The sequence below is a fragment of the Streptomyces sp. NPDC039423 genome (assembly GCF_055598725.1).
Genome location: NZ_JBVKAH010000007.1, coordinates 317,272 through 340,746, shown reverse-complemented (window position 1 = coordinate 340,746; position 23,475 = coordinate 317,272). Strand labels below are relative to the sequence as shown.

Sequence of the window (23,475 nt, the reverse complement as noted above, 5' to 3'; positions counted from 1 at the left end):
CGGGCCCGCAGTGACGTTCCGGGCCGGCCGGGCGGTGGGGGCGGGGTGGTGGAGGGCCGGGATTACCATGGCGGCTGGTCTTTTTCGGCCGCACCCGGCCGGGATCCGGTCGCGCGGTCGCCCGAACCGGAGAAGTGGAGTCACCACCCATGAACCTCGGCGTGCGCTGGACCCTGCACGGCGACGGACGGACACCCGCTCCCGGAGCCGTGGTCCGTCCCGACGAACGGCTGTCGTGGCCCCGTACGGTCGGGCTCGGCGCACAGCACGTGGTGGCCATGTTCGGTGCCTCGTTCGTGGCACCCGTGCTCATGGGGCTCGACCCCAACCTGGCGATCATGATGTCCGGCGTCGCCACGGTGATCTTCCTGCTCGCCACCCGCGGCAGGGTGCCCAGCTACCTCGGCTGCTCCCTGTCCTTCGTGGGCGTGGCGGCGACCATCCGGGCGTCGGGCGGCGACAGCGCCACCGTCACCGGGGCGGTCCTCGTGGTCGGCGCCGTGCTGTTCCTGGCGGGCCTCGCGGTACGGCGCTTCGGCGCCCGGATCATCCACGCGGCGATGCCGCCGATCGTGACGGGCGCCGTCGTCATGCTGATCGGCTTCAACCTGGCGCCGGTGACGGCCTCGACGTACTGGCCCCAGGACCAGTGGACCGCGCTGCTGGTGATGCTGTTCACCGGTCTCGCCGTCGTCTGTCTGCGCGGCTTCTGGTCGCGGGTGGCCATCTTCCTGGGGCTGGTCTTCGGTTACGCCGTGTCCTGGCTGTTCGACCTGGTCTTCGGCCGGATCCACTCCCCGCTCGGCGGCCCCAAGGCCGTCGACCACTGGCGGCTGGACCTGTCCGGCGTCGCCAAGGCCGACTGGGTCGGACTGCCGTCCTTCCACGCCCCCGCCTTCGAGTGGTCGGCGATCCTCGTCGCGCTGCCGGTCGTCATCGCGCTGGTGGCGGAGAACGCCGGGCACGTCAAGGCGGTCGGCGAGATGACCGGCGACCCGCTGGACGACCAGCTCGGGACCGCCATCGCCGCGGACGGCGCCGCCTCGGTCCTGTCCACCGCCGTGGGCGGCCCGCCGAACACCACATACTCCGAGAACATCGGCGTCATGGCCGCCACCCGCGTCTACTCGACGGCCGCCTACTGGGCCGCCGCCGGCTTCGCGCTGCTCTTCGGCCTGTGCCCCAAGTTCGGCGCGGTCGTCGCGGCCATCCCCGGCGGCGTCCTGGGCGGGATCACCGTGATCCTCTACGGAATGATCGGCCTGCTGGGCGCGCAGATCTGGACCAACGCCCGGGTGGACCTGCGCAATCCGCTCAACCTCGTCCCCGCCGCCGCGGGCATCATCATCGGCGTCGGCGGCGTCAGCCTGAAGATCACCGACAACTTCGAGCTGGGCGGCATCGCGCTCGGCACGATCGTCGTCATCACCGGCTACCACGTGCTGCGCGCCTTCGCCCCGGCCCACCTCAAGCAGCAGGAACCGCTGCTGGACGCCGGCACCTCCGCGTACGGCACCGAAGACGGAGACGGCACCGGAGACCAAGACGGCACCGGCGGCGATCAGCCGGTCGCCAAGTCGTAGGCGTAGTCGGCGGAGAACTCCCCCGCCGCACCGGAGCAGCCGTCCGACTCCCCCGGCAGCTTGATCCACAGGTAGGCGTCGATCCGGGCCTCACCGGTCCGGGTCGTCGGGGTCCGGCCGAGTGCCCGGCCGGCCGGGTCGCACCACTCACCGGGCGCGGGGGCGCCGTTGCCGTTGCGGCTGGTGTCGATGACGGCACCCAGGTGGGACGGTCCGCCGAGCGCGGTGAGCACCCGGCGCGCGTAGGCGGCCTCGTCGGCGGTGCCGTGGAAGTTCGAGACGTTGGTGAAGATGCCGTCGCTGCTGGTCGCGGCGCCCGCCTCGCGGAGGGCGCCGGCCATCTTCGCGGCCGAGTGCCAGCCGGAGTGGCCCGCGTCGAAGTACACCTTGGCCTGCGGGTTGGCGGCCCGCAGCGCCTTGCCCGCGCGGGCGAGCGAGGCGTAGCGGGCGGCCCGCTGCCCGTCCGAGAGGCAGTCGGCGAGCGCGATCGAGTCCGGCTCCAGGACGACGATGACCGGCCCGCTGCCGAGCCCGTCCGCGAAGTTCCGTATCCAGCCGTCGTAGGCGTCCAGGTCCGGCGCGCCGCCCTGCGAGGCGCCGCCGCAGTCCCGGTCGGGTATCGCGTACGGCACGAGGACGGGCACGCGCCCGGCGGCGGCCGCCCCGGAGGTGACCGCGCGGACCCGGCCGGTGATGGCGCCCGGGTCGTACTCGGCGAACCAGACCGCGGCCGGCTGGTCGGCGATCCGGGACTCGATGACCGGCCGGCGCGGGTCGCCGGGGTTGGCACGCACCCAGTCCAGGACCTGCGACTCCGGATGGCGGTACAGGGCCGCCGACACGGTCCGCGGGGCGGGCGCCCGGGGCGCCCGCTTCTTGGTCACGGAGGGCTTGGGCCTCGGCGCGGCGGACGGCTTCGCCGGGGTGCGCGAGGGCGTCGGGGACGGTGAGGGCGAGGCGGCCGTGGGGCTGGGCCGCGCGGGCAGCGGTACGGGCAGGGCGCTGGCCGACACCTCGGGGCGCGGCCGGGCCGAGTCGTCGCGGTCGCCCCCGGTCGCGGCGAGCAGGCCGCTGACGGTGCCGACGGCGACGACCACCGAGGCGGCGGCCGCCATGGCGTGACGGCGCGCGGTGCGGCGCCGCTCGGCGCGGCGTCCCCGCGTCCGCCGCCGTCCGCCGCCTTCGCCACCGCCGCCGGGGCCGCCCGGGCCGTCCTGGCCCCGGCCACGACCGCCACGGCCACCCCGGCCACCGCCGTCGCGCCCGGGCCCGCCGGTGCCACCGCTGCCGGGCAGCTCCGTCCCGGACCAGGCGGCCGCCCCCGGCTCCGCCGCGTCCGCCGGATCCGCGCCCGGGCCGGTCGCCGGGCCCGTGGTGGCCGGATCCGGCCTGTGCGGGGCCGCCGCGTACGGGGCCTCCGCCTCGTGGCGGGCGGCTCGTTCCGGTGGGCCGGTGCGGCCCGTACGCTTCGTCGGGCGCTGTGCGCGCACGCCTGACACCGTGGTTTTCCCCTCCCCCTGGGTGCTCGCCCGGGCGGATCGTTCCCCCGTTCCGGGGAAGCCCGGCGCGATGACACCACCGAGAGCCTACCTACTGGGACGCTGCCCCCATGGCGCAGATCGAACAGTTCTCGGCGGCCCCCTCGGCGGTCGGCCCCGTCCTGACCCGGATGCGGGCGTTCCGCGAACTGTGGCCGGCGGCAGACGGCGTGGCCGTGTTCAACCGGGTCTACCTGACCGTCACGGAGGAGATCGCCCGGCGCATCGACGCGGGCGGGTTCGCGGACCGGCGGGCCGCCGCCACGCTGGACGTACGGTTCGCGGAGAGGTACCTCGCGGCCGTCGACGCGGTCGCCGCGGGCGGGCGTCCGCCCGCGTGCTGGCGGCCGCTGTTCGACTACCGGCGCCATCCCGGCGTACGGCCGTTGCAGTTCGCCCTGGCGGGCATCAACGCGCACGTCGGGCACGATCTGGCGCTGGCCGTGGTGGACGCCTGTCGTACGCTCGGCTGCGAACCGGCCGACCTGGAGGAGGAGTTCGACCGGGTGGGCGACATCCTCGTACTGCTGGAGGAGCGCATCCGCGAGGAGCTGATGCCGGGCCCCGACCTGCTGGAGATCGCCGACCCGCTGACCCATCTGGTGGGCTGCTGGAGCCTGGAGCGGGCCCGCGAGGGGGCATGGCTCGCGGCCCGCTCCCTGTGGCAGCTCGAGCGGCTGGGGCGGCTGACCGGACTGGCCGGACTGGCCGGGCCGACCCGGGCGGGCGGGCCCCCGGAGCCGGCCGAGGAGTTCACCGAACGCCTCGACCGCTCCGTCGGGCTCGTGGGACGGATGCTGCTGACCCCGCTCGCACCGCCCGGACACTGACGTCCCGCGCGGTGCCGGCCGTCAGTCCTCCGGGAGTTCCACCGGGGCGATCTCGTCGTAGACGTCGCCCGGGCCTGGGTTCGTGGCGTCCGTCCCGCCACCGAAGTGGTGCATGACGCCCCACACGGCGTTCAGCGCGGTCTGAACGGCGCCCTCGGCCCAGCCGGCCGTCCAGGAGATGTCGTCGCCCGCGAGGAAGATGCCGCGCTTGTCCTCGGGCAGCCGGTCCTGCATGAAGTGGGTGAACAGGCGCCGCTGGTAGCGGTAGTGACCCGGCAGGTTGGCCTTGAAGGCGCCCATGAAGTAGGGCTCGTTCTCCCACGACACGGTCACCGGGTTGCCGATGATGTGCTTGCGGATGTCGACCTTCGGGTAGATCTCACCGAGCGACTTGAGCATGACCTCCATGCGCTCGTTGGCGGAGAGCGGCAGCCACTTCAGGCTGTCGTCGCACCAGGTGTACGACAGGCAGATGACGGCCGGCTTGTCCGGGCCGTCGTCCAGCAGGTACGTGCCGCGGGTCATCCGGTCGGTGAGCGTCATCGACATGACGTCACGGCCCGTCTCCTCGTCCTTGTCCAGCCAGAAGGGCCGGTCGACCGGGACGAAGAGCTTGGACGACTCCATGTAGTGGGTGCGCTCCATCGCCGTCCAGTGGTCGATGGGGAACAGCGAGTCGTCACAGGCGATCTTGGACAGCAGCATCCAGGACTGGGCGGTGAAGATCGCCGCCTGGTACGTGCGGATGTCGCCGTTCGCGTCGGTGACGGTGATGCGGTTGCCGGCGGTGCGGTGCAGGCGCGTGACGGCGGGCTTGGGGTCGCCCTCGTGGAGCGACTTCAGCGACGTGCCGAGCGGCCAGTGGACGATCTTCTCCGGCTCGCGCTCCCACAGGCGCAGCGGTAGCTGCTGGGAGCCGCCGACGATGCCGCGGTGGTGGTCGTCCGCCTCGGTGTAGACGACGCGGAGGATCTCCAGGATGGAGTTGGGGAAGTCGGTGTCCCAGCCGCCGGTGCCGAAGCCGACCTGGCCGAAGATCTCGCGGTGCCGGAAGGACTTGAAGGCCTCGGACTCGCAGAGGAAGCCGTAGAAGGTCTGGTTGTCCAGCTTCTCGACCAGCTTGCCCCAGATCTCGCGGATGCGCGGGACGTCGCGCTCGCGCATGGCGCGGTTCATGTCGGAGAAGTCCGCGCCCTCCTCCAGGCACTCGTTCCAGGCCTTGGCCACGTCGCGGTAGACCTGCGGCAGGTCGTCGATGGTCTCCGCGTAGTGGGACTCGCCCTTGAGGTCGACGACGGTCGACGGGGTCGACTCGGCGAGCGGGTTGGGGAACGGGCGGGTCTCCAGGCCGACGAGGTCGATGTAGTGCTGGAGCGCGGTCGAGGAGGGCGGGAACCGCATGGCGCCCATCTCGGCGGTCAGGCCCTCGGTGCCGGTGCCCTCGAAGCCGACGGTGCGCAGCCGGCCGCCGATCTGGTCGGCCTCGTAGACGACGGGCTTGAGGCCCATCTTCATCAGCTCGTACGCGGCGACGATGCCGGACAGCCCGCCGCCGATGACGGCGACCTCGGTGCCGTGCTCGGTCGCGGGTATCTGGCCGAGCCCGGCCGGGTGGGCCAGGTAGTCGTCGTACGCGTACGGGAAGTCCGGACCGAACATGGTGATCGGCGGCTGCGCGTCGGTGTGCTGGACGGCGGTGGGCACCGTGGACGTCATGGGGTACGGACTCCTTGCGGGAAAGCTGGGGCGGGGCGGGAGGCGGGGCTCAGACGAGGGAGGTGTAGAGGCCGGGGCGGCGGTCGCGCAGGTAGGGGTTCGCCTCGCGCGAGGAGGTCAGCAGCTCCGGGTCGACGTCGCCGGTGACGAGCTCCTCGCCGCGGCCGGCGCGGGCGCGGGCGGTGCCGTCGGGGCCGGCCAGGGCGGACAGGCCGACGAACTCGAACTCGCCCTCGGGGCCGGTGCGGTTGGCGTACGCGATGTAGATCTGGTTCTCGAAGGCGCGCACCGGCACCACGGACTCGGCGACGATCTCGGCGGGGTGCATCAGGGCGGTGGGCACCAGCAGGAGCTGGGTGCCGGCCAGGGCGTGCGCCCGCACGTTCTCGGGGAACTCGACGTCGTAGCAGATCATCAGGCCGACGCGCAGTCCGCCGAGCTGCGCCTGGACGACCGGCTGGTCGCCGGGCGTGAAGGCACCGGTCTCGAAGCCGCCGTAGAGGTGGGTCTTGCGGTAGCTCAGCAGCCGGGTGCCGTCCGGGCCGATGAGCTGGGCGGCGTTGTACACGTGGTCGCCGTCGCGCTCGGGGTAGCCGTAGGCGACGGCGAGGCCGTGACGCTCGGCGATGTCGGCCACGGCGTCGGCCCAGTCGCCGTCGGCGGGCTCGGCCAGCCGGGCGATCCCGTCACCGATCGCGTACCCGGTGAGGAACATCTCGGGGGCGACCAGCAGCCCCGCGCCGGTGGCGACGGCACGGCCGGCGGCCTCGTCGAGGACCTTGAGGTTGGCGGCGACGTCACCGGGCTGTCCGGAGCTCTGGAGCAGGGCGGTGCGCAGCGGCGGCATCGGCAGACCTCGGTCGGGTGCGTGACGGGCGGGGAAGGTGTCGTAAGACGTTCAAAACGGTACGGTCCGGGGTTCTTCCGGGACAAGGCGTGACCGTTGCGGACCGACGACCGATCCATTGCGCGGAAGGGGTGCCGCGCGGTGATTCATTGCGCGGCCGTCCTCCCTGGCTCGGAAGGCTCCCTCGCCGAGCGTCGGAGCCAGGTCGCCCCCGGGCCGCGACGCGGCGGGCCGGCGCCTCCCACCAGCCCGGAGGGCTCCGCCGCCACCTCCGAGGACGGGGCGGGGACCGGGTCCGTACGGGCTAGGGGGCGTGGTGTCGACGGGCCGGATCAGCGAGAGCCCGGCAAGATCGGCGAGACGCCCCCTAGGTCGTGTCCGGAAAGCCTCGCCTGGCCTCCGGGCGGACGCCGATACTTTCCCGGACACTCCCTAGGCGGGCGAGCCGGACGAAAAGCGCCGCAGCAGGGGGGAAAGCACCAGCACCGACTTGGTGCGCTCCACGAACGGCTCGCCCGCGATGCGCTCCAGCACGCGCTCGAAGTGGCGCATGTCGGAGGCGAAGACCTGGACGATCGCGTCCGCGTCACCGGTGACGGTGGACGCGGCCGCGACCTCCGGGTAACGCTCGAGACCGCGCTGGATGGTCTCGGGCGAGGTGTTGCCCCGTGCGTAGATCTCGATGAACCCCTCGGTCTCCCAGCCGAGCGCCGCCGGGTCCACCCGGACGGTGAACCCGGTGATGGCCCCTTCGGCCCGCAGCCGGTCCACCCGCCGCTTGACGGCGGGCGCGGACAGACCGACGAGCGAGCCGATGTCGGCGTAGGAACGGCGGGCGTCCTCGGCGAGGGCGTGGACGATGCGTTCGTCGAGATCGTTCAGTCGCACTGGGCGTGGGTCACTTCTCTGCGGTGGCCAAACGGGAGCGGCGCATGCCGTACAGGAAGTAGAACACGAGGCCGACGGCCATCCAGACACCGAAGACGATCCACGTGATGGCGTCGAGGCTGAACATGTTGTACGCGCAGAACAGGAAGCCCAGCACCGGGAAGAGCCAGCCGAGCGGGACCCGGAAGGTGCGCGGCATGTCCGGACGGGTGCGGCGCAGCACGATCACCGCGATGTTGACCAGGGCGAAGGCGAACAGGGTGCCGATGCTGGTGGCGTCGACCAGCTCACCCAGCGGGATGACGGAGGCGAGCAGACCGCAGAAGACGGACACGATCACGGTGTTGACGCGCGGGGTGCCGGTCTTCTCGTCCACCTTGCCGAACGCCTTGGGGACCAGACCGTCGCGGGACATGGCGAACAGGACGCGGGTCTGGCCGTACAGCACGGTCAGCACGACGCTGGCGATGGAGATGACGGCGCCGGCGGCGAGGAGCGTGCCCCAGAAGGCGTGGCCGCTGACGTCGTTCATGATCGCGGCGAGCGAGGCCTCGGAGCCCTCGAAGTCCTTCCAGTTCTGCGCGCCGACGGCGACACCGGCGACCAGGACGTACAGCGCGGTGACGATGATCAGCGACAGCATGATCGCGCGCGGCAGGTCGCGCTGCGGGTTCTTGGCCTCCTCGCCGGCCGTGGAGGCGGCGTCGAAGCCGATGTAGGAGAAGAAGAGGCTGGCACCGGCGGCGCTGACGCCCGCCATGCCGAGCGGCATGAAGTCGGCGTAGTTGCCGGACTTGAAGCCCATGAAGCCGATGGCGCAGAAGAGGACCAGCGCGGCCATCTTCACCACGACCATGATCGTGTTGATGCGGGCGGACTCACGGGCGCCGCCGAGCAGGAAGACCATGGCGAGCATCACGACGATCAGGCCGGGCAGGTTGATGACACCGCCCTCGCCGGGCGCGGAGGAGAGCACGTCCGGGATCGTGACGCCGATGGTGCCGTTCAGGAGCTCGTTGAGGTACTCGCCCCAGCCGACGGCCACCGCGGCGACCGAGACGCCGTACTCCAGCACCAGGCACCAGCCGCAGACCCAGGCGACGAGTTCGCCCATCGTTGCGTACGCGTACGAGTACGAGGAGCCGGCGACGGGGATCGAGCCGGCCAGCTCGGCGTAGGAGAGGGCGGAGAAGAGGGCGGTGAGACCGGCGATCACGAACGCCAGGGTGACCGCGGGTCCGGCCTGCGGGACGGCGTCCCCGAGGACGACGAAGATACCGGTGCCGAGCGTGGCACCGATGCTGATCATGGTGAGCTGCCACATGGAGAGTGAGCGGCGGAGGGAACCGCCCTCACCCTGTCCACCCTCTGCGACCAGCACGTCCACCGGCTTGCGGCGGGTGAGGGCGGAGAGGCCGGACGCCTTGGGCGCGGACTTCTCGGTGGGGGGAGGGGCTGCGCCTTGGTCCAGCACTGCGGAGGCTCCTTCATGGCTGCGGGTCGAACGGAGGCGACCCGCGGCGGCTCCGTGGGCGTGCGTGCGCAGACCACGGGGAAGGGGAACCGCCGAGCAGGCGGTCGCCGCCACTCCTGGTACGGGCCCTGAGCCTACGATGTGCGGTTCGCGCTCGTAATGCAGGGTTGTTGCGCACCGACGATTGATCATTGCGCGCTTGGGGCACAGACGGGGAAACATTGCGCCCCGCCGCACGAATCGACACATTGGGGGTCCGGGGCAGGCATTTCACCGACCTGAGGAGACCCGCATGACCTGGCAGGATCCGGTGCCCTTCCTCCGCGGGACGGCCTGGCTCGACGACCGCGGCCGCGCGGTGCGCGCCGACCCCGCCGACCTGGCGCGCCTGACGTGGGACTCGGCCCGGCGGGCCGAGCTGCCCATCGGCGTACGCCTGGAGTTCACGGTGTCGCCGGGCACCCGGGCCGTGGAGATCCGCTACCGGGCCACCGTGCCGGACGCGCCCCGGGACCTGCGCCGGCTGGCGCACTGCTTCGCGCTCTGGGAGGGCCGGACATGCGTCCACGAGGCCCTCGCCGACCCCGCCGAGGAAGCCACCGTCACCGTCCCGCTTCCCGGGGGGCCAGGGCCCTACACCGTCCACCCGCCGGAGAGCCAGGCCCCCGACGTCCTGGGGCTCCGGGCCGTCGGCGGCACCCTCTCCCCCGCTCCCCCGCGGCCCCGCTGGCTGGTGCACGGCGACTCGATCACCGAGGGCTGGTGGTCCACCCGCCCCGCCCACTCCTGGCCCGCCGTCGCCGGACGGGCCCTGGGCCTGGACACGGTCAACCTCGGCTACGCAGGCTGCGGGCGCGGCGAGCTGCCCACCGCCCAGCACCTGGCCGCCCTCCCCGCCGACCTCCTCACCCTGGCGTTCGGCACGAACTGCTGGTCCGGCGTCCCGCACTCGGCGCCCCTGCTGTACGAGACGACGCGGGCGTTCATCACCCTGGTGCGCCGGGGCCATCCGGACACACCCCTGCTGCTGCTCTCGCCGCTGTTGCGCCCCGAGGCGGAGTCGACGGCCAACGCCCTGGGCGCGACGCTCGCCGAGCTGCGCACCGCCATGGAGGAGGCCGTCCGGGACCTGGTCGCGGCCGGTGACGAGCGGCTGGCCCTGCTGCCCGGGCGGGACCTGCTGGGCCCCGGGCACCTCGCGGACGGTCTGCATCCGGACGACGCGGGCCACGCGCGGGTCGCCGCCGCGGTCGCCTCGGCGGTACGGACCGCGGGGCCGCTCCGGGGACGGGTGCTCACCGGGAGGTGACGGCCGGTCCGCCGCGCACATCCGTGCCGGAGGGAGGCGGGGAGGGAGGTGAGGGGGAATGACCCGACGACGTCGGGGTAGGGGCGCCTCTGGCCGGTGACAACATTTTCCGGCTGACAATCCCAGGTCCGGGGTTTTCCGCCACAAGGAGGTTCTGACGTGCTGATGGCGCACCCGTCGATGCTGCGCAAGCTCGTGGCCAGGTATGAGGAACTGGCCGCATCCGGTGCGGAGTCGGTGGACCCGAAGATCGTGCGTCAACGGGAGGACACCGCCTACACCCTGTGCGTGTCCACCGGCACACGTGACATACGCGACGCTCTGCGGGTGGCCCGGCAGGCGATCGCGGCGGCCGGGGAGCAGGTGACCGTCAGGGCGGCCGGGGAGCCGGTGACCGTCGCGGCGGCGTCGGTCTCGCGCTGAGCGGACGGGGAGGGCGGCGACCGGCACTCTCCGGTCGCCGCCCTCGGCGTCCGCGCGGTGGAGTCACGTTTCTTCCCACCGCCCCCGGCCACTACGATCCAACCGCCGTTGAACACGAGAAGCGGGCCGGGCGGCCATCCCGTCGATGTTTCCGGCGCCTCGCCGCGGAAACCCGCCCGAACCGTTTCCGACTGCGAGAGGTGCTTGTGAACACCAGCGAATCGAGCGTGCGGGACCGCCTGTGTGAGGCCCTGCGGGAGCGCGAGGAGGAGATCGCGGACCGCTGGGTCCGGCTCCAGCTGGAGCAGGCGGTGCTCAGCACGGACATGAGCGAGCACGAGGTGCGCGAGGAAGCGGACCTGCTGATCTCCGCCCTCGCGGCGGGCCTGGCCAGTGACGTACCGGTGGAACGCCTGGTGGCGTCCCGCAACGAGCTGCGCCAGACGGTCATAGAGCTGTCGCTGCGCCGCGCGCGGGCCGGTGCCTCTCCGACCGCCACGTCGTTGGCCGTGCTGTCGCTCAAGGAGGCGCTGCTGTCCGCCGTGCAGCACACCACCCGCGACTCGGCCGAGCTGTTCTCCGCCGCCATCCTGGTCAACCGGCTGCTGGACGCGGCCGGTGTGCTCTCCTTCGAGACGTACGTGGAGGGGCGCGAGGAGATCATCCAGCGGCAGAGCCGACAACTGCTGGAGGTCTCCACGCCGGTGGTCCGGCTGTGGCGGCACGTGCTGGCCGTACCCCTGATCGGCACGCTGGACACCGCCCGCACGCAGGTCGTGATGGAGAGCCTCCTCCAGGCGATCCAGGACAACGAGGCCCAGGTCGCCATCATCGACATCACCGGAGTGCCGGCCGTCGACACCGCGGTCGCCCAGCACCTGATGCACACCGTCAACGCGGTGCGGCTGATGGGCGCGGACTGTGTGATCAGCGGGATCCGGCCGCCGATCGCCCAGACCATCGCGCAGTTGGGCATCGACCTGTCGACCATCCTGACCCGGGCCACCCTGGCGGACGCCCTGGCCGCCGCCATCCGGCTGACCGACCAGCCCGCCGTCGGCCAGGACCCCGTCGGCCAGGACGCCGTCAGCGCCCGGCCGGTGACCGCGTGACGGCCCCGCGCGCCACCGGCGTGCCGATCCTGCGGCTCGGCGACGTGCTGGTCACCGGGCTGCTCAATGAGCTGGACGACCAGTCGGCGGTGGCCTTCACCGACGAGCTCACCGAGCGGATCGCCGGGGACGGCGCCAGGGGTGTGCTGATCGACATCTCCCGGCTGGAGATCATCGACTCGTTCGTCGCGCGCACCCTGATGGAACTCACCACCATGGCCCGGCTGCTCGGCGCCCGGGTGATCGTGGCCGGGATGCGGCCGGCGGTCGCCATCACCCTGGTCGAGCTCGGCCTGCAACTGACCGGCGTCGAGACGGCCCTCAACGCGGAACAGGGCCTGACCGCACTCGGCTGGCACCGTATGCCCCGACCCCCGGGGGAGGTCCGACGTGACGCTCCGCGGTGAACGGGTGGCGACACCGGGCTCCGAGCTGATCGCCCAGCGCTCCCCCCTCTCCGGCTCCTCCGTCGCGGCCGGGCCGTCCGGCACCCGCGCCGACGCGTCCGACGGCGGCCCCGCGGACCCGCCGCCACCGGCCGGCGGCCACGGCGCCGGGTCGCGCTTCAACGTCGCCTCCGAGGAAGACCTGCTGACGGTCCGCCACGCGGTGCGGGCCGCCACGATCGAGGCCGGCTTCGGTCTGGTCGACCAGACCAGGATCGTGACCGCCGCCAGTGAGCTCGCCCGCAACGCCTACGTCCACGGGGGCGGCGGCTCCCTGGAGATCGAGGCCGCGACCCGGGCCGGGCGCCGGGGCCTGCGGCTGACGGTCCGGGACGACGGGCCCGGCATCCCCGACCTGGAGGAGGCGCTGACCGACGGGTTCACCACCGGCGGCGGGCTGGGCCACGGCCTGGGCGGCGCCCGGCGGCTGATGCACGAGTTCCAGGTCCACAGCCGCCCGGGGCAGGGCACCACCGTCGTCGTGACGCGCTGGAACGACCGTTGACGAGGTCACCGGAGTCCGTCACCACCCACGTCCCGGTGGACCACTACAGCGCCGTCCAGCTCGCGGCCACGGCCGCCCGCCGGACGGCGCTGGAACAGGGGCTCACCGGCGCGCTGCCCGACCAGGCGGCCGTCCTCGCCAGCGAGCTGGCCGGCAACGTGGCCAAGCACGCCCGGCGCGGCTCCCTGTACATCCAGCCGCTGCCGCTGCGCGCCGGGGTGGAGATCCTCGCCGTCGACCGGGGGCCGGGCATGGCGGACCTGGAGCAGTGCCTCACCGACGGGTACACCACCAGCCGCACGCTCGGCTCCGGCCTGGGCGCGGTCCGCCGGATCGCGGACGAGTTCACCGTACGGACGAGGGAGGGCACCGGCACCGTCGTCTCCGCCCGGCTGGGCGAGCCGCGCGGCGGCCCCGCCGAGGGGACGCCCGGCGTGGGCGCGGTGCGCGTGCCCGCCGACGGGGAGACCGCGTGCGGCGACTCCTGGGGTCTGGCCGTGTCCGGGGAGATACGCACCGCCCTGGTCGTCGACGGCCTCGGGCACGGCACGCCGGCGGCCGAGGCGGCCGAGGCGGCCGTCCGCGCCTTCCACCGGGACCCGGACCAGCCGCTGCCGCAGTTGCTGCGCGCGATGAACCGGGCGCTGCGGCGCAGCAGGGGCGCGGCGGTCGGGCTGCTGCGTCTGTCCCCCGACGGTGTGGACCACTGCTCGGTGGGCAATGTGCGCGCCCTGCTGCTGGGACACGACGGGGTGCGCCGGCGCTTCGGCGGCCAGCCCGGGGTCGTCGGCTGGAACATGCCCGAACCGCGGGTGCAGCGGGTGCCGGCCGAACCGGGCGCCATCGCCCTGCTGCACAGCGACGGCATCGACGCCGGGTGGACGCACACCCTGACCCCGTTCCTCACGGGGCTGCCCGCGCCGCTGCTCGCCGCAGCCCTCGTCCACGAGAACCGGCGGAGCCGGGACGACGCGACCGTCCTCGCGCTCGGCCCGGCCCGGAGAGAGCCATGAAACCGCAGATCACCACCCTGCACTCGCTCGCGGGGCTGCGCAGCGCCCTGCGACGGCTGGCCCACCGGGCCGGCCTGTCCGTCGAACTGCGCTACCGGCTGGCGCTGTCGGCGACCAGGGTGGCGCGCGCCGAGCTCGCGGCCGGCCGGCCCGTCCTGCTGGAGACCGTGCCGCCGCGGCCCTCCGGCCGTGCGGACGGCCGCCCGGGCGAGGGGCGGGCCGGCGGCGGGCCGGGCGACGGTGCCGCGGAGGGGCGGCTCGTCGTACGGCTGCACCTGCCGCACGCGCCGCGCCGGCCCTCCCTGGAGGGGCTGCCGCTGCCCGCGGAGCGGCTGCCCGGCACGGCCGCCGTGTGGCGGGTCCCCGCCCCCGTCCCGTCCGCCGAGGACACCGGCCGGGACGACCCGCCGGGTCTGGTGGAGCTGCTGGAGGAGGAGCTGAGCGCCGCCGTCGACCGGGCGGACGCGCTCGCCGAGGGCCACCAGCGCCTCAAGCACGAGCTGGCCGAGACGAACAGCGGCGTGCTGGCCCTGTACGTGCAGCTCGAAGAGCGCGACGAGCAGTTGCGCCAGGCCCACGGCCGGATACTGCGCCAGCTCGAGGACGCCCTGCGCCCGCCGCCGGTACGGGTGCCGGGCCTGGAGATGGCCGTCCACTACGAACCCGCGGAGAAGCACGCCCCGACGGGCGGCGACCTCTACGACTGGTTCGTCCTGCCGGACGGCACCGTGCACATCACGATCGTGGACGCCCTGGGGCACGGACTGACCAGTACGCGCAGCGCGCTCAACGTCACCCACGCGGTCCGCACCCTGGCCCTGGAGGGGCACCCCCTGGAGTCGATCGTCGCCCGGACGGACGAGGTGCTCGCCACCTTCGACCACGAGCTGATGGCCACCGTGCAGCTCGTGCGGCTCGACCCGGACAGCGGGGAACTGGTGCTGGCCAACGGCAGCCACCCGCCGGCCCTCCTCGTACGGGAGGACGGGGAATCGTCCCTGCTGGAGGTGCGCGGCCGGGGCATCGGCTTCCCGCTGCCCGGCAGCGAGCGGCTGCTGCACGCCCGGCTCGACCCCGGGGATCTGCTGGTGCTCTACACGGACGGGCTGACCGAGAGCCGCCGTGACCCCCGGGAGGGCGAGCTGCGGCTGGCGCGGGCGGCCCGCCGGCACCGGCACCTGCCGATAGAGGAGATCCCGGCCGCCATCGCCGACGAGATGCACACGGTGATCCTGCATCCGGACGACACCGTCGCCCTGACCGTGCGGCGGGTACGCGGCTGATCCTCGCCGGACCCGTGGTGAACGCACGAGGTCTGGGTAAGCGAGCGGTGAAGGATGAAGGAGCCGCTCGTGGTTGTCATGATTTCGCCCTCCGTCGACTGTGCCTCGGCCCGTGACTCGGCCGCGCGTTTCGTCACCGAGCACTGCCCGTGGGCGGACCTGGACGCCGTGCAACTGGTGGTCACGGAGCTGACCGCCAACGCCCTGCGCCATACGACCGGCTGGTGGCGGCTGCGGATGCGGGCCGAGCCGGGCGAGCTGGCCGTGGAGCTGGACGACTCCAGCCACGCCGTTCCCGAGGCGCGGACGCCGGACTTCACGGGCGGTGGCGGCGGCTTCGGCTGGCCGATGGTGCTGAGCCTGGCGGGCCGGGTGGAGGTCCGCCCGACGGCGGCGGGCAAGACGATTCGGGCGATCTGGTCGCGCCGGGCGGCCGCGGCCTGATCCGGCCCCCCTCGCGGCGGCACGGGCGGCCCGGGCGGCTCGGTCGGGCGGTCAGGCCGTCACGGCCTCCGTACCGGAATCGCCGCGCCGTCCCCCGCCCACCCCACAAGCGCGTCCGCCGGCGTCCGGACCGTGGGGCCCGGGCGCCGGCGGTGACCGGCCGGTGGAGTCACTCCACGGCCAGGAGTCCTTCCCGCAGCCGCGCGGTGATCCGCGACAGCAGCCGGGAGACGTGCATCTGCGACACCCCCAGCTCCGCGCCGATCTCGGCCTGGGTCATCTCGTCCACGTACCGCATGCGCAGGATGCGCCGGTCGCGCTCGTCGAACTTCTCGATGAGCGGCTTCAGGGCCTGGACGTTCTCGACGATCTCCAGCTCCCGGTCCGGCGCTCCCAGCCGGTCGCCCAGCGTCTCGGAGGAGTTGTCGGCGCTGTCGTCGAGCGGGAGGTCGATGGAGCCGGCGGTGTACCCGTTGGCGGCGACGAGCCCTTCGAGGATCTCGTCCTCCTCCATCCCCAGGTGCTCGGCCAGTTCGGCCGGGGTCGGAGAGCGGTCGAGGCGCTGGAAGAGCTCGTCGGTCGCGCGGGCGATGTCGATGCGCAGCTCCTGGAGCCGCCGGGGCACGTGCACCGACCAGCTCGTGTCCCGGAAGAACCGCTTGATCTCACCGATGACGCACGGCATCGCGAAGGTGGTGAACTCCACCTCGCGGCTGAGGTCGAACCGGTCGATCGCCTTGATCAGCCCGATGGTGCCGACCTGGATGATGTCTTCCATCTGGTCGGCCCGGTTGCGGAAGCGGGTCGCCGCGTACTTCACCAGGGAGAGGTTGAGCTCGATCAGGGTGTTGCGGACGTACTGGTACTCCGCGGTCCCCTCCTCGAGAACAGCCAGCCGGTCGAAGAACTGCTTCGACAGCTCCTTCGCGTCCTTCGGAGCCACCTCGCCCGGGTTCCGGATCTCCGGCAGACCGGTCGTGGCCTGCGAGGCGGTACCGGCCGAGATCGTGGTCGCCATGGACACTGCACCCTCCCTCTTGTCTGCACGCGTTCGCAGGGCGCGTGTACCCGCCTCCGGCCCGAGCACGCGTACGGATTCGGCCCGGCGTGAAAAAAGCGGAACGGCCGCTCCGCGCACCTGGCGCGAAACGGCCGCTCCGGCCGCGGCTTGAGGGGCCGTCAGCTCCAACTGGCGTGCAGCGGCTTGCCCTCGGCGTACCCGGCGGCGCTCTGGACGCCCACGATGGCCTTCTCGGCGAACTCCTCCAGGGAGGCCGCGCCGGCGTACGTGCAGGACGAGCGGACGCCCGCGATGATCGAGTCGATCAGGTCCTCGACGCCCGGGCGGGCCGGGTCCAGGAACATCCGCGAGTGCGAGATGCCCTCCTCGAAGATCGCCTTGCGGGCCCGGTCGTACGCGGACTCCTCGCTCGTGCGGTTGCGGACGGCGCGCTTGGACGCCATGCCGAACGACTCCTTGTACAGGCGGCCGCTGGCGTCCTGCTGGAGGTCGCCCGGGGACTCGTACGTACCGGCGAACCAGGAGCCGATCATCACGTTCGACGCGCCGGCGGCGAGCGCCATGGCGACGTCGCGCGGGTGACGGACACCGCCGTCGGCCCAGACGTGCTTGCCGTACTTCTTGGCCTCGGCGGCGCATTCGAGGACGGCGGAGAACTGCGGGCGGCCCACGCCGGTCATCATCCGGGTGGTGCACATGGCGCCGGGGCCCACACCGACCTTGATGATGTCCGCGCCGGCCTCGATCAGGTCGCGCACGCCCTCGGCGGCGACGATGTTGCCCGCGACGATCGGCACGTGCGGGTCGAGACCGCGGACGGCCTTGATCGCGGCGATCATCGACTCCTGGTGGCCGTGCGCGGTGTCCACGACGAGGGTGTCGACGCCCGCGTCGAGAAGCTGCTTGGCCTTGCCGGCGACGTCGCCGTTGATGCCGACGGCGGCGGCGATGCGGAGCATGCCGTTGGCGTCGACGGCCGGCGAGTAGAGCGTGGCGCGCAGCGCGCCCTTGCGGGTCAGGATGCCGGCGAGGCGGCCGTCCTTGTCCACGGCCGGGGCGTAGCGGCGGTTGTGGTGGTCGAGGGTGTTGAACGCCTCGCGCGGGTCGATGTCGGCGTCGAGCAGCAGCAGCTCGTCCTTGGACATGACCTCGGAGAGCTGGGTGAAGCGGTCGACCCCGGACAGGTCCTCGTCGGTGACGACACCGATCGGACGCTGGTCGGCGTCCACGACGACCGCCGCGTTGTGCGCGCGCTTGGGCAGCAGCGACAGCGCGTCGGCGACCGTCTGGTGCGGGTCGAGGACGATCGGGGTGTCGAGGACGTGGTGACGGCTCTTGACCCAGGAGATGACGTCGGTGACGACCTCGATCGGAATGTCCTGGGGGATGACGACGAGGCCACCGCGCCGGGCGACGGTCTCGGCCATCCGGCGGCCGGCGATCGCCGTCATGTTGGCGACGACCAGGGGGATGGTGGTCCCGGTGCCGTCGGGGGAGGACAGGTCGACGCCCTGGCGGGAGCCCACGGCCGAGCGGCTAGGCACCATGAATACGTCGTCGTACGTGAGGTCGTACGGCGGCTTCAGGTCATTGAGGAAACGCACGTGCTGAACATCCCAGTCGTTCGGAGTTGGCCCCCGGGCATTTCAGCCGGGGGGAAAACGCACGTACTTCATTCTCCCATGGCCGCACACGCGTACGCCCCGGGCGAAAGGCACAGGGACGCGGGAGGGCCCTGGTGGTTTCCTCCAAGCGGGCACCGTCCGGGCGCGCGCCGGCCCCCGGACGGTGCCCGGGGGCGGTGACGGCAGCGGAGCCCCGGGGTGGCCGGAGCCCGGGGCTACTCGTCGGGGTCCGCGCGGTCGAGGGCCGGGCGGGGGCCCGGGGTGAACTCGGTGAGCAGGTAATCCGCCGCCATGGTGTCCGTGACCAGGCTGGTGACCAGCCCGGACCGCAGTACCGCGCCGATCGCCGCGGCCTTGCGGCGGCCGCCCGCGATGGCCACGACCTCCGGGATGCGCCGCAGCCGGTCGGCCTCGACCGTGATGCACCGCTCCCCCAGGTCCCGGCCGACCCGGCGTCCGGACGCGTCGAACAGGTGGGCCGACATCTCGGCCGCGACGCCCAGCGAGGCGTAGTGCGCCCGCTCCTCGTCCGTGAGCATGTCGTGCACCGTGGAGATGCCCGGCTCCCAGGAGCCGATGGACACGGCCGCGACGGTGACCTTGTCGAAGTACTCGAAGGCGCGCGCGATGCCGGTCTGGTTGCGCAGCGCCGCCGCGGTCGCCGGGTCGGGCAGCAGCATGGGCGCGTAGATCGGGTGCGCCTCGCCGCCGGAGACCTGGGCGGCCCGCCGTACCGCCTCCACCGAGCCGCGCTCGGCGGTGCCGGCGTCGTACACGCCCGTGAGCTGGACGACCGTGCAGGGCGGCAGCCGGTCGAGGGCGGCCGCCATGTGGATGGTGGAGCGGCCCCAGGCGAGGCCCAGGACGTCGCCCTCCGCCACGAGCTCACCGAGCAGGTCGGCCGCGACCTCGCCCAGGTTCTCGGGGTCCGGCGAGGCGTCCTCGCCCTCCGGCGGGGACTCGACGACCACCGCGTGACGCAGCCCGTACCGGGCGCGCAGCGCGTCGGAGCGCTCCGCGTCGAGCTCGGCGGGTACGCGGATCTCGATGCGTACGAGGTCACGCTCGAGGGCGGTCTCCAGGACCCGGGCGACCTTGAAGCGGCTGACGCCGAACTCCTCCGCGATCTGGATCTTGGACTTGCCCTCGAGATAGAAGCGACGGGCCATGGCCGCCGCCTGCACCAGCTCCGCGGGTCCCATCCGCAGGGCTGGCCGTCCCGCCGACATAGCAGACACCGCGATCTCCTCACTGCTGTTCACACTTCGGATCGCCATCCTCGCAGATGCGGCGGTCCTCGATCGGTCCTGATGGGCTGCGTTCATCTGCCCGTGGTCCACCCGTGGCTCAGTGGCCGCACGCCCACGCGGCCGTGGTGGTCGCCGCGGTGGCCTGTTCGCGCAGGGCCCGCACCGCGGCGGCCGGGTCCTCCGCTCCGTACACGGCGGAACCGGCGACGAAGACGTCCGCACCGGCCTCCGCGCAGCGCTCGATCGTGGCGGCCGAGACCCCGCCGTCGACCTGGAGCCACAGCTCCAGGCCGTGCTTGGAGATCAGCTCCCTGGTGCGGCGGATCTTCGGCAGCATGATGTCGAGGAACGCCTGGCCGCCGAAGCCCGGCTCCACGGTCATGATCAGCAGCATGTCGAGCTCGGGGAGCAGGTCCTCGTACGGCTCGATGGGGGTGGCGGGCTTCAGCGCCATCGACGCCCGCGCGCCCTTGGCCCGGATCTCGCGGGCCAGCCGCACGGGGGCCGCGGCCGCCTCCACGTGGAAGGTGACCGACCCGGCCCCCGCCTCCACGTACTGCGGGGCCCAGCGGTCCGGGTCCTCGATCATCAGATGGCAGTCCAGCGGGGTGTCCGTCGCCCGCCGGAGCGACTCCACGACGGGCACGCCCAGGGTCAGGTTGGGCACGAAGTGGTTGTCCATGACGTCGACGTGGAGCCAGTCGGCGCCGTCGACGGCCTTCGCCTCCTCGGCGAGCCGGGCGAAATCGGCGGACAGGATGCTGGGGTTGATCTGGGCCATGAGCCAAGCCTGCCATGTCCCATGGGGTTTCTTTTACCCGATGCCGCCGCGGCCCTCGCGGGACGCGGCACACTTGCCGCATTCCCGGCGAATCGAAGTGCTCACGCGGTACGCCGCAGCAGCGCCAGGTACATCGCGTCCGTTCCGTGCAGATGCGGCCAGAGCTGTACGTCGGGCCCGTCGCCGAGCGCCGGGACCCCCGGCATCAGGGGCCTTGCGTCGATCAGCTCGGCGCCGCCGTGCCGCTTGAGGACGTCGTCGACGACCACCCGCGTCTCGGCCAGGTGCGGCGAGCAGGTCGCGTACCCGACGACGCCGCCGACCCGGACGGCCCGCAACGCCTCGGTGAGCAGACCCCGTTGCAGCGGGCCGAAGCCCTCCAGGTCCTCCGGACGGCGGCGCCAGCGGGCCTCGGGGCGGCGCCGCAGGGCGCCCAGGCCCGAGCACGGCACGTCCACGAGGACCCGGTCGAAGGAGCCGGGGCGCCACGGCGGCCGGGTGCCGTCGGCGGCGATGACCGTGTACGGGCCGGGGTTGCCGGACAGCGCCCGGTCGACCAGCCGGGCGCGGTGGGGCTGCTTCTCGGAGGCGAGCAGGGCGGCGCCCCGCTCGGCGGCCAGGGCGCCCAGCAGGGCCGCCTTTCCGCCGGGGCCCGCGCAGCCGTCGAGCCAGCGGGCGTCGGGGCCGTCGACCGGGGCGTTGGCGAGGGCGATCGCGACGAGCTGGCTGCCCTCGTCCTGGACGCCCGCCCGGCCCTCGCGCACGGGGCCGATCGCGCCGGGCTCCCCGCCCTCGGCGAGCCGCACGGCATAGGGGGACCAGCGGCCCCGCAGGCCGGCCTCCTCCCCCAGCAGGTCCAGCAGCTCGTCGGGGGTGGACCGGCCCGGGCGGGCCACCAGGGTGACCTCGGGCCGCTCGTTGTCGGCCTCCAGCAGGTCCTCGATCCCGGCGCGCCCGCCGCCCAGCGCGTCCCACAGCGCGGAGACGACCCAGCGGGGGTGCGAGTGGACGACCGCCAGGTGGTCCTCGGCGTCCTCGTCGTACGGCGGGGCCACCTGCTCCAGCCAGGCGTCCAGGTCCTGCTGCGCGATCTTGCGGAGCACGGCGTTGACGAACTTGGCCCGCCCGTCGCCGAGCACCACCCGCGCCAGCTCCACGCTCGCCGACACCGCCGCGTGCGTGGGGATGCGGGTGCCGAGGAGCTGGTGCGCGCCCAGCGCGAGCACGTCCAGCACCGGCGGGTCCACCTCGCGCAGCGGCCGGTCGATGCAGGCCGCGATGACCGCGTCGTAGGTGCCCTGGCGGCGCAGCGTGCCGTACACCAGCTCGGTGGCGAGCGCCGCGTCGCGGCCGTCGAAGCCCTCCTTCTCGCGCGCCTTCTTCAGCAGCGGCGGCAGGACGAGGTTGGCGTACGCGTCGCGCTCGTCGACGGCGCGCAGCGCCTCGAAGGCCAGGATCCGCACCGGGTCCTTCTTGGGGCGGCGGTACGGCTTGGGGGGACGGCGACGGGACTGCTCGCTCAAAAGGTGCTCCGCTTTTCGGTGAGGCATCTACCCTTTCAGCCTACGTCGGCCGGGCCGGCCTTCTCCCCCGGGGCGATCCGGACGCCCCGGGCCCAGTCGGCGGCGCGCATCGGCTTCTTGCCCTGGGGCCGCACCCACAGCAGCTCGACGGCGTGCGATCCGGTACCGACGTACACGTTGTTCTTGCCGGCCGACAGCTCGCCGGGGGCCAGGTCGGTGCGGTCCGGGACGAGGGCGGCCTGGACGATCTTCAGCCGCTCGCCGCGGAAGACGGTCCAGGCGCCGGGGGCGGGCGTGCAGCCGCGGACGACACGGTCGACGCGCAGCGCCGGGGCGGTCCAGTCGAGGTGCGCGTCCTCGACGGTGATCTTCGGGGCGAGCGAGATGCCGTCGGCCGGCTGCGGCACGGCCTTCAGGGAGCCGTCCTCGATGCCGTCCATCGTCGCGGCGAGCAGCCCGGCGCCGGCGAAGGCGAGCCGGGTGAGCAGGTCGCCGCTGGTGTCGGTGGGCCGGATCCCCTCGGTGATCACGCCGTACACGGGGCCGGAGTCCAGCCCCTCCTCGATCTGGAAGGTCGAGGCTCCGGTCACCTCGTCCCCGGCCATGATCGCGTGCTGCACGGGCGCGGCGCCGCGCCAGGCGGGCAGCAGCGAGAAGTGCAGGTTCACCCAGCCGTGCGCGGGGACGTCCAGGGCCACCTTGGGCAGCAGGGCGCCGTAGGCGACGACGGGGCAGCAGTCCGGCGCGATCTCGCGCAGCCGGGCGAGGAACTCCTCGTCGCGGGGCCTCACCGGCTTGAGCACCTCGATCCCGGCCTCCTCGGCGCGCTGGGCCACCGGGCTGGCGACCAGCCGGCGGCCGCGCCCCGCGGGGGCGTCGGGGCGGGTGACGACGGCGGCCACCTCGTGCCGGTCCGAGGCGATCAGGGCGTCCAGGGCGGGTACGGCGACCTCGGGGGTGCCTGCGAAGACGAGCTTCATCAGTGGCTGACTGCCTGTCTGTCCGGTGGCGGTGGTGGGCAACGCACCAGTTTAGGTGCCGTCGGGGCGGGGGCGTACGCCGCCTTGCGCGCCCTGGGCATATGCGGATACGCCCCCGCAGCGTGACCCGGACCCCGGGTGGCGCGTTGGTCAAGGCAGATTGACCGTCACGGGCCGCCGCCACGGAGTGGCCCACCCCTTTCCAACGCCGGTTCGAGAGGCTTGTACATGGCCGACCACGCAACCCACGACGCCCAAGCCCGGGCGAGCCTGCACCTGCTGGTGCGGGACATCGAGCGGGTCCGCCGGCAGGTGGACGCGCTGCGCACGCTCACCGCCCAGCTCGGCAATGTCTACCGCCCGCGGCGCTCCGGCCCGTCCACGGGCTTCGTCGTCTACGGCAGGGCCCCGGCCCCCACCGTCCGGCTCGCCCAGGAGCTGCGGGACAGCGTCGAGACCCTGGTGACCGCGGCGGTGGACTTCGACCGCTCGCTGGGCTTCTCGTGGGACGCGGTGGGCTCGGCGCTCGGGGTGACCAAGCAGGCGGTCCACCGCCGGTACGGTTCCCGGCGCGCCACGGCCCAGCAGCCGGGCCCGGCGGAGGCGGAGCACACCGTCGAGCCGGGCGGTACGCGCACGATGCCCTCGGTCCCGGCCGCGCGGTCGATGCCGCCGCAGCCCACCTCCGGCTCCCAGACCCTCCGCGAGGAGGTCCGCCCGAGCGCCTTCCCCGGCCCGCGCAACGGCTGACCCCACCGGCCGCCCGGCCCCCTGCCCCCAGGGGACCGGGCGGCCGCCCATGCCGGCTCTCGCCCCGTGCGTGTCGGGTGCCGCCCGGCGTGAGGCGCCGCCCGCCGGGCACCGCCACGGGGCCTTCCCGGAAG

Annotated in this window: 22 protein-coding genes; 11 read left to right on the top strand and 11 right to left on the bottom strand. The window is 73.4% G+C overall.

Annotated elements, in window-relative coordinates; translation table 11 throughout:
* Nucleotides 1–149: 149 nt before the first annotated feature.
* Complete coding sequence (locus ACZ7LK_RS23895) at nt 150–1,583, top strand: uracil-xanthine permease family protein (protein ID WP_471143160.1); 1,434 nt, start codon at nt 150–152, stop codon at nt 1,581–1,583.
* Here ACZ7LK_RS23895 and ACZ7LK_RS23890 read toward each other — a convergent pair.
* Nucleotides 1,562–2,698: a glycoside hydrolase family 6 protein gene (locus ACZ7LK_RS23890; RefSeq protein WP_392276063.1), complete on the bottom strand. Its 1,137-nt coding sequence runs from the start codon at nt 2,696–2,698 to the stop codon at nt 1,562–1,564. The genes ACZ7LK_RS23895 and ACZ7LK_RS23890 overlap by 22 nt on opposite strands.
* Before the next feature lie 494 nt (nt 2,699–3,192).
* Here ACZ7LK_RS23890 and ACZ7LK_RS23885 point away from each other — a divergent pair, with 494 nt between their 5' ends.
* The gene (locus ACZ7LK_RS23885) at nt 3,193–3,951 is read left to right on the top strand and encodes a DUF5995 family protein (RefSeq protein ID WP_469462365.1); all 759 of its coding nucleotides are present in this window, start codon (nt 3,193–3,195) and stop codon (nt 3,949–3,951) included.
* Between the two features lie 21 nt (nt 3,952–3,972).
* Here ACZ7LK_RS23885 and ACZ7LK_RS23880 read toward each other — a convergent pair whose 3' ends face one another.
* The 4 genes from ACZ7LK_RS23880 to ACZ7LK_RS23865 all read right to left on the bottom strand — a co-directional run bounded on the left by ACZ7LK_RS23880 (nt 3,973) and on the right by ACZ7LK_RS23865 (nt 8,876).
* Nucleotides 3,973–5,667 (bottom strand): flavin monoamine oxidase family protein, encoded by a 1,695-nt coding sequence (locus ACZ7LK_RS23880; RefSeq protein WP_392275993.1) that lies wholly within the window; start codon nt 5,665–5,667, stop codon nt 3,973–3,975.
* A gap of 49 nt (nt 5,668–5,716) precedes the next feature.
* Complete coding sequence (locus ACZ7LK_RS23875; RefSeq protein WP_471143156.1) at nt 5,717–6,514, bottom strand: carbon-nitrogen hydrolase family protein; 798 nt, start codon at nt 6,512–6,514, stop codon at nt 5,717–5,719.
* Nucleotides 6,515–6,946: 432 nt separating this feature from the next.
* On the bottom strand, nt 6,947–7,402 hold the full coding sequence (locus ACZ7LK_RS23870) for an Lrp/AsnC family transcriptional regulator (protein WP_064067061.1): 456 nt from the start codon (nt 7,400–7,402) through the stop codon (nt 6,947–6,949).
* A gap of 10 nt (nt 7,403–7,412) precedes the next feature.
* On the bottom strand, nt 7,413–8,876 hold the full coding sequence (locus ACZ7LK_RS23865) for an amino acid permease (protein ID WP_471143153.1): 1,464 nt from the start codon (nt 8,874–8,876) through the stop codon (nt 7,413–7,415).
* Between the two features lie 292 nt (nt 8,877–9,168).
* Between ACZ7LK_RS23865 and ACZ7LK_RS23860 the strand changes: the two genes are divergently transcribed.
* From ACZ7LK_RS23860 to ACZ7LK_RS23825, 8 genes are all read left to right on the top strand, one after another.
* Entirely contained in the window at nt 9,169–10,185 is a 1,017-nt protein-coding gene (locus tag ACZ7LK_RS23860; RefSeq protein ID WP_392275990.1) for a GDSL-type esterase/lipase family protein, read from the top strand.
* Between the two features lie 165 nt (nt 10,186–10,350).
* The gene (locus ACZ7LK_RS23855; RefSeq protein WP_392276062.1) at nt 10,351–10,608 is read left to right on the top strand and encodes a DUF5133 domain-containing protein; all 258 of its coding nucleotides are present in this window, start codon (nt 10,351–10,353) and stop codon (nt 10,606–10,608) included.
* Between the two features lie 206 nt (nt 10,609–10,814).
* Complete coding sequence (locus tag ACZ7LK_RS23850; RefSeq protein ID WP_392275989.1) at nt 10,815–11,720, top strand: STAS domain-containing protein; 906 nt, start codon at nt 10,815–10,817, stop codon at nt 11,718–11,720.
* Complete coding sequence (locus ACZ7LK_RS23845) at nt 11,717–12,127, top strand: STAS domain-containing protein (RefSeq protein WP_433180276.1); 411 nt, start codon at nt 11,717–11,719, stop codon at nt 12,125–12,127. The genes ACZ7LK_RS23850 and ACZ7LK_RS23845 overlap by 4 nt, the downstream gene beginning before the upstream one ends.
* Before the next feature lie 28 nt (nt 12,128–12,155).
* Nucleotides 12,156–12,671 carry an ATP-binding protein gene (locus tag ACZ7LK_RS23840; RefSeq protein WP_469462396.1) on the top strand — a complete coding sequence of 172 codons (516 nt, stop codon included), beginning with the start codon at nt 12,156–12,158 and terminating at the stop codon, nt 12,669–12,671.
* A complete protein-coding gene (locus ACZ7LK_RS23835; RefSeq protein WP_469462352.1) occupies nt 12,668–13,684 on the top strand; it encodes an ATP-binding protein in 1,017 nt (338 codons plus the stop codon). Before ACZ7LK_RS23840 ends, ACZ7LK_RS23835 begins: the two co-directional genes overlap by 4 nt.
* The gene (locus ACZ7LK_RS23830) at nt 13,681–14,967 is read left to right on the top strand and encodes a PP2C family protein-serine/threonine phosphatase (protein ID WP_471143150.1); all 1,287 of its coding nucleotides are present in this window, start codon (nt 13,681–13,683) and stop codon (nt 14,965–14,967) included. The genes ACZ7LK_RS23835 and ACZ7LK_RS23830 overlap by 4 nt, the downstream gene beginning before the upstream one ends.
* A 78-nt stretch (nt 14,968–15,045) precedes the next feature.
* Nucleotides 15,046–15,411: an ATP-binding protein gene (locus ACZ7LK_RS23825; RefSeq protein ID WP_469462394.1), complete on the top strand. Its 366-nt coding sequence runs from the start codon at nt 15,046–15,048 to the stop codon at nt 15,409–15,411.
* A gap of 169 nt (nt 15,412–15,580) precedes the next feature.
* Here the strand turns inward: ACZ7LK_RS23825 and ACZ7LK_RS23820 are convergent, their stop codons facing one another.
* From ACZ7LK_RS23820 to fmt, 6 genes are all read right to left on the bottom strand, one after another.
* Complete coding sequence (locus ACZ7LK_RS23820; protein ID WP_392275984.1) at nt 15,581–16,429, bottom strand: RNA polymerase sigma factor SigF; 849 nt, start codon at nt 16,427–16,429, stop codon at nt 15,581–15,583.
* A 161-nt stretch (nt 16,430–16,590) separates the two neighbouring features.
* Nucleotides 16,591–18,036, bottom strand: coding sequence for a GuaB1 family IMP dehydrogenase-related protein (locus ACZ7LK_RS23815; protein WP_392275983.1), 1,446 nt, complete (start codon nt 18,034–18,036; stop codon nt 16,591–16,593).
* A gap of 236 nt (nt 18,037–18,272) precedes the next feature.
* The gene (locus ACZ7LK_RS23810; protein WP_469462346.1) at nt 18,273–19,319 is read right to left on the bottom strand and encodes a sugar-binding transcriptional regulator; all 1,047 of its coding nucleotides are present in this window, start codon (nt 19,317–19,319) and stop codon (nt 18,273–18,275) included.
* Nucleotides 19,320–19,404: 85 nt separating this feature from the next.
* Nucleotides 19,405–20,088, bottom strand: coding sequence for a ribulose-phosphate 3-epimerase (gene rpe / locus ACZ7LK_RS23805; RefSeq protein ID WP_392275981.1), 684 nt, complete (start codon nt 20,086–20,088; stop codon nt 19,405–19,407).
* Between the two features lie 101 nt (nt 20,089–20,189).
* Complete coding sequence (locus ACZ7LK_RS23800; RefSeq protein WP_471143148.1) at nt 20,190–21,611, bottom strand: RsmB/NOP family class I SAM-dependent RNA methyltransferase; 1,422 nt, start codon at nt 21,609–21,611, stop codon at nt 20,190–20,192.
* 35 nt (nt 21,612–21,646) lie between these two features.
* Nucleotides 21,647–22,591 carry a methionyl-tRNA formyltransferase gene (gene fmt / locus ACZ7LK_RS23795; protein WP_392276060.1) on the bottom strand — a complete coding sequence of 315 codons (945 nt, stop codon included), beginning with the start codon at nt 22,589–22,591 and terminating at the stop codon, nt 21,647–21,649.
* Between the two features lie 228 nt (nt 22,592–22,819).
* Between fmt and ACZ7LK_RS23790 the strand changes: the two genes are divergently transcribed.
* A complete protein-coding gene (locus ACZ7LK_RS23790; RefSeq protein WP_392275979.1) occupies nt 22,820–23,341 on the top strand; it encodes a hypothetical protein in 522 nt (173 codons plus the stop codon).
* The last annotated feature ends 134 nt before the right edge of the window (nt 23,342–23,475 follow it).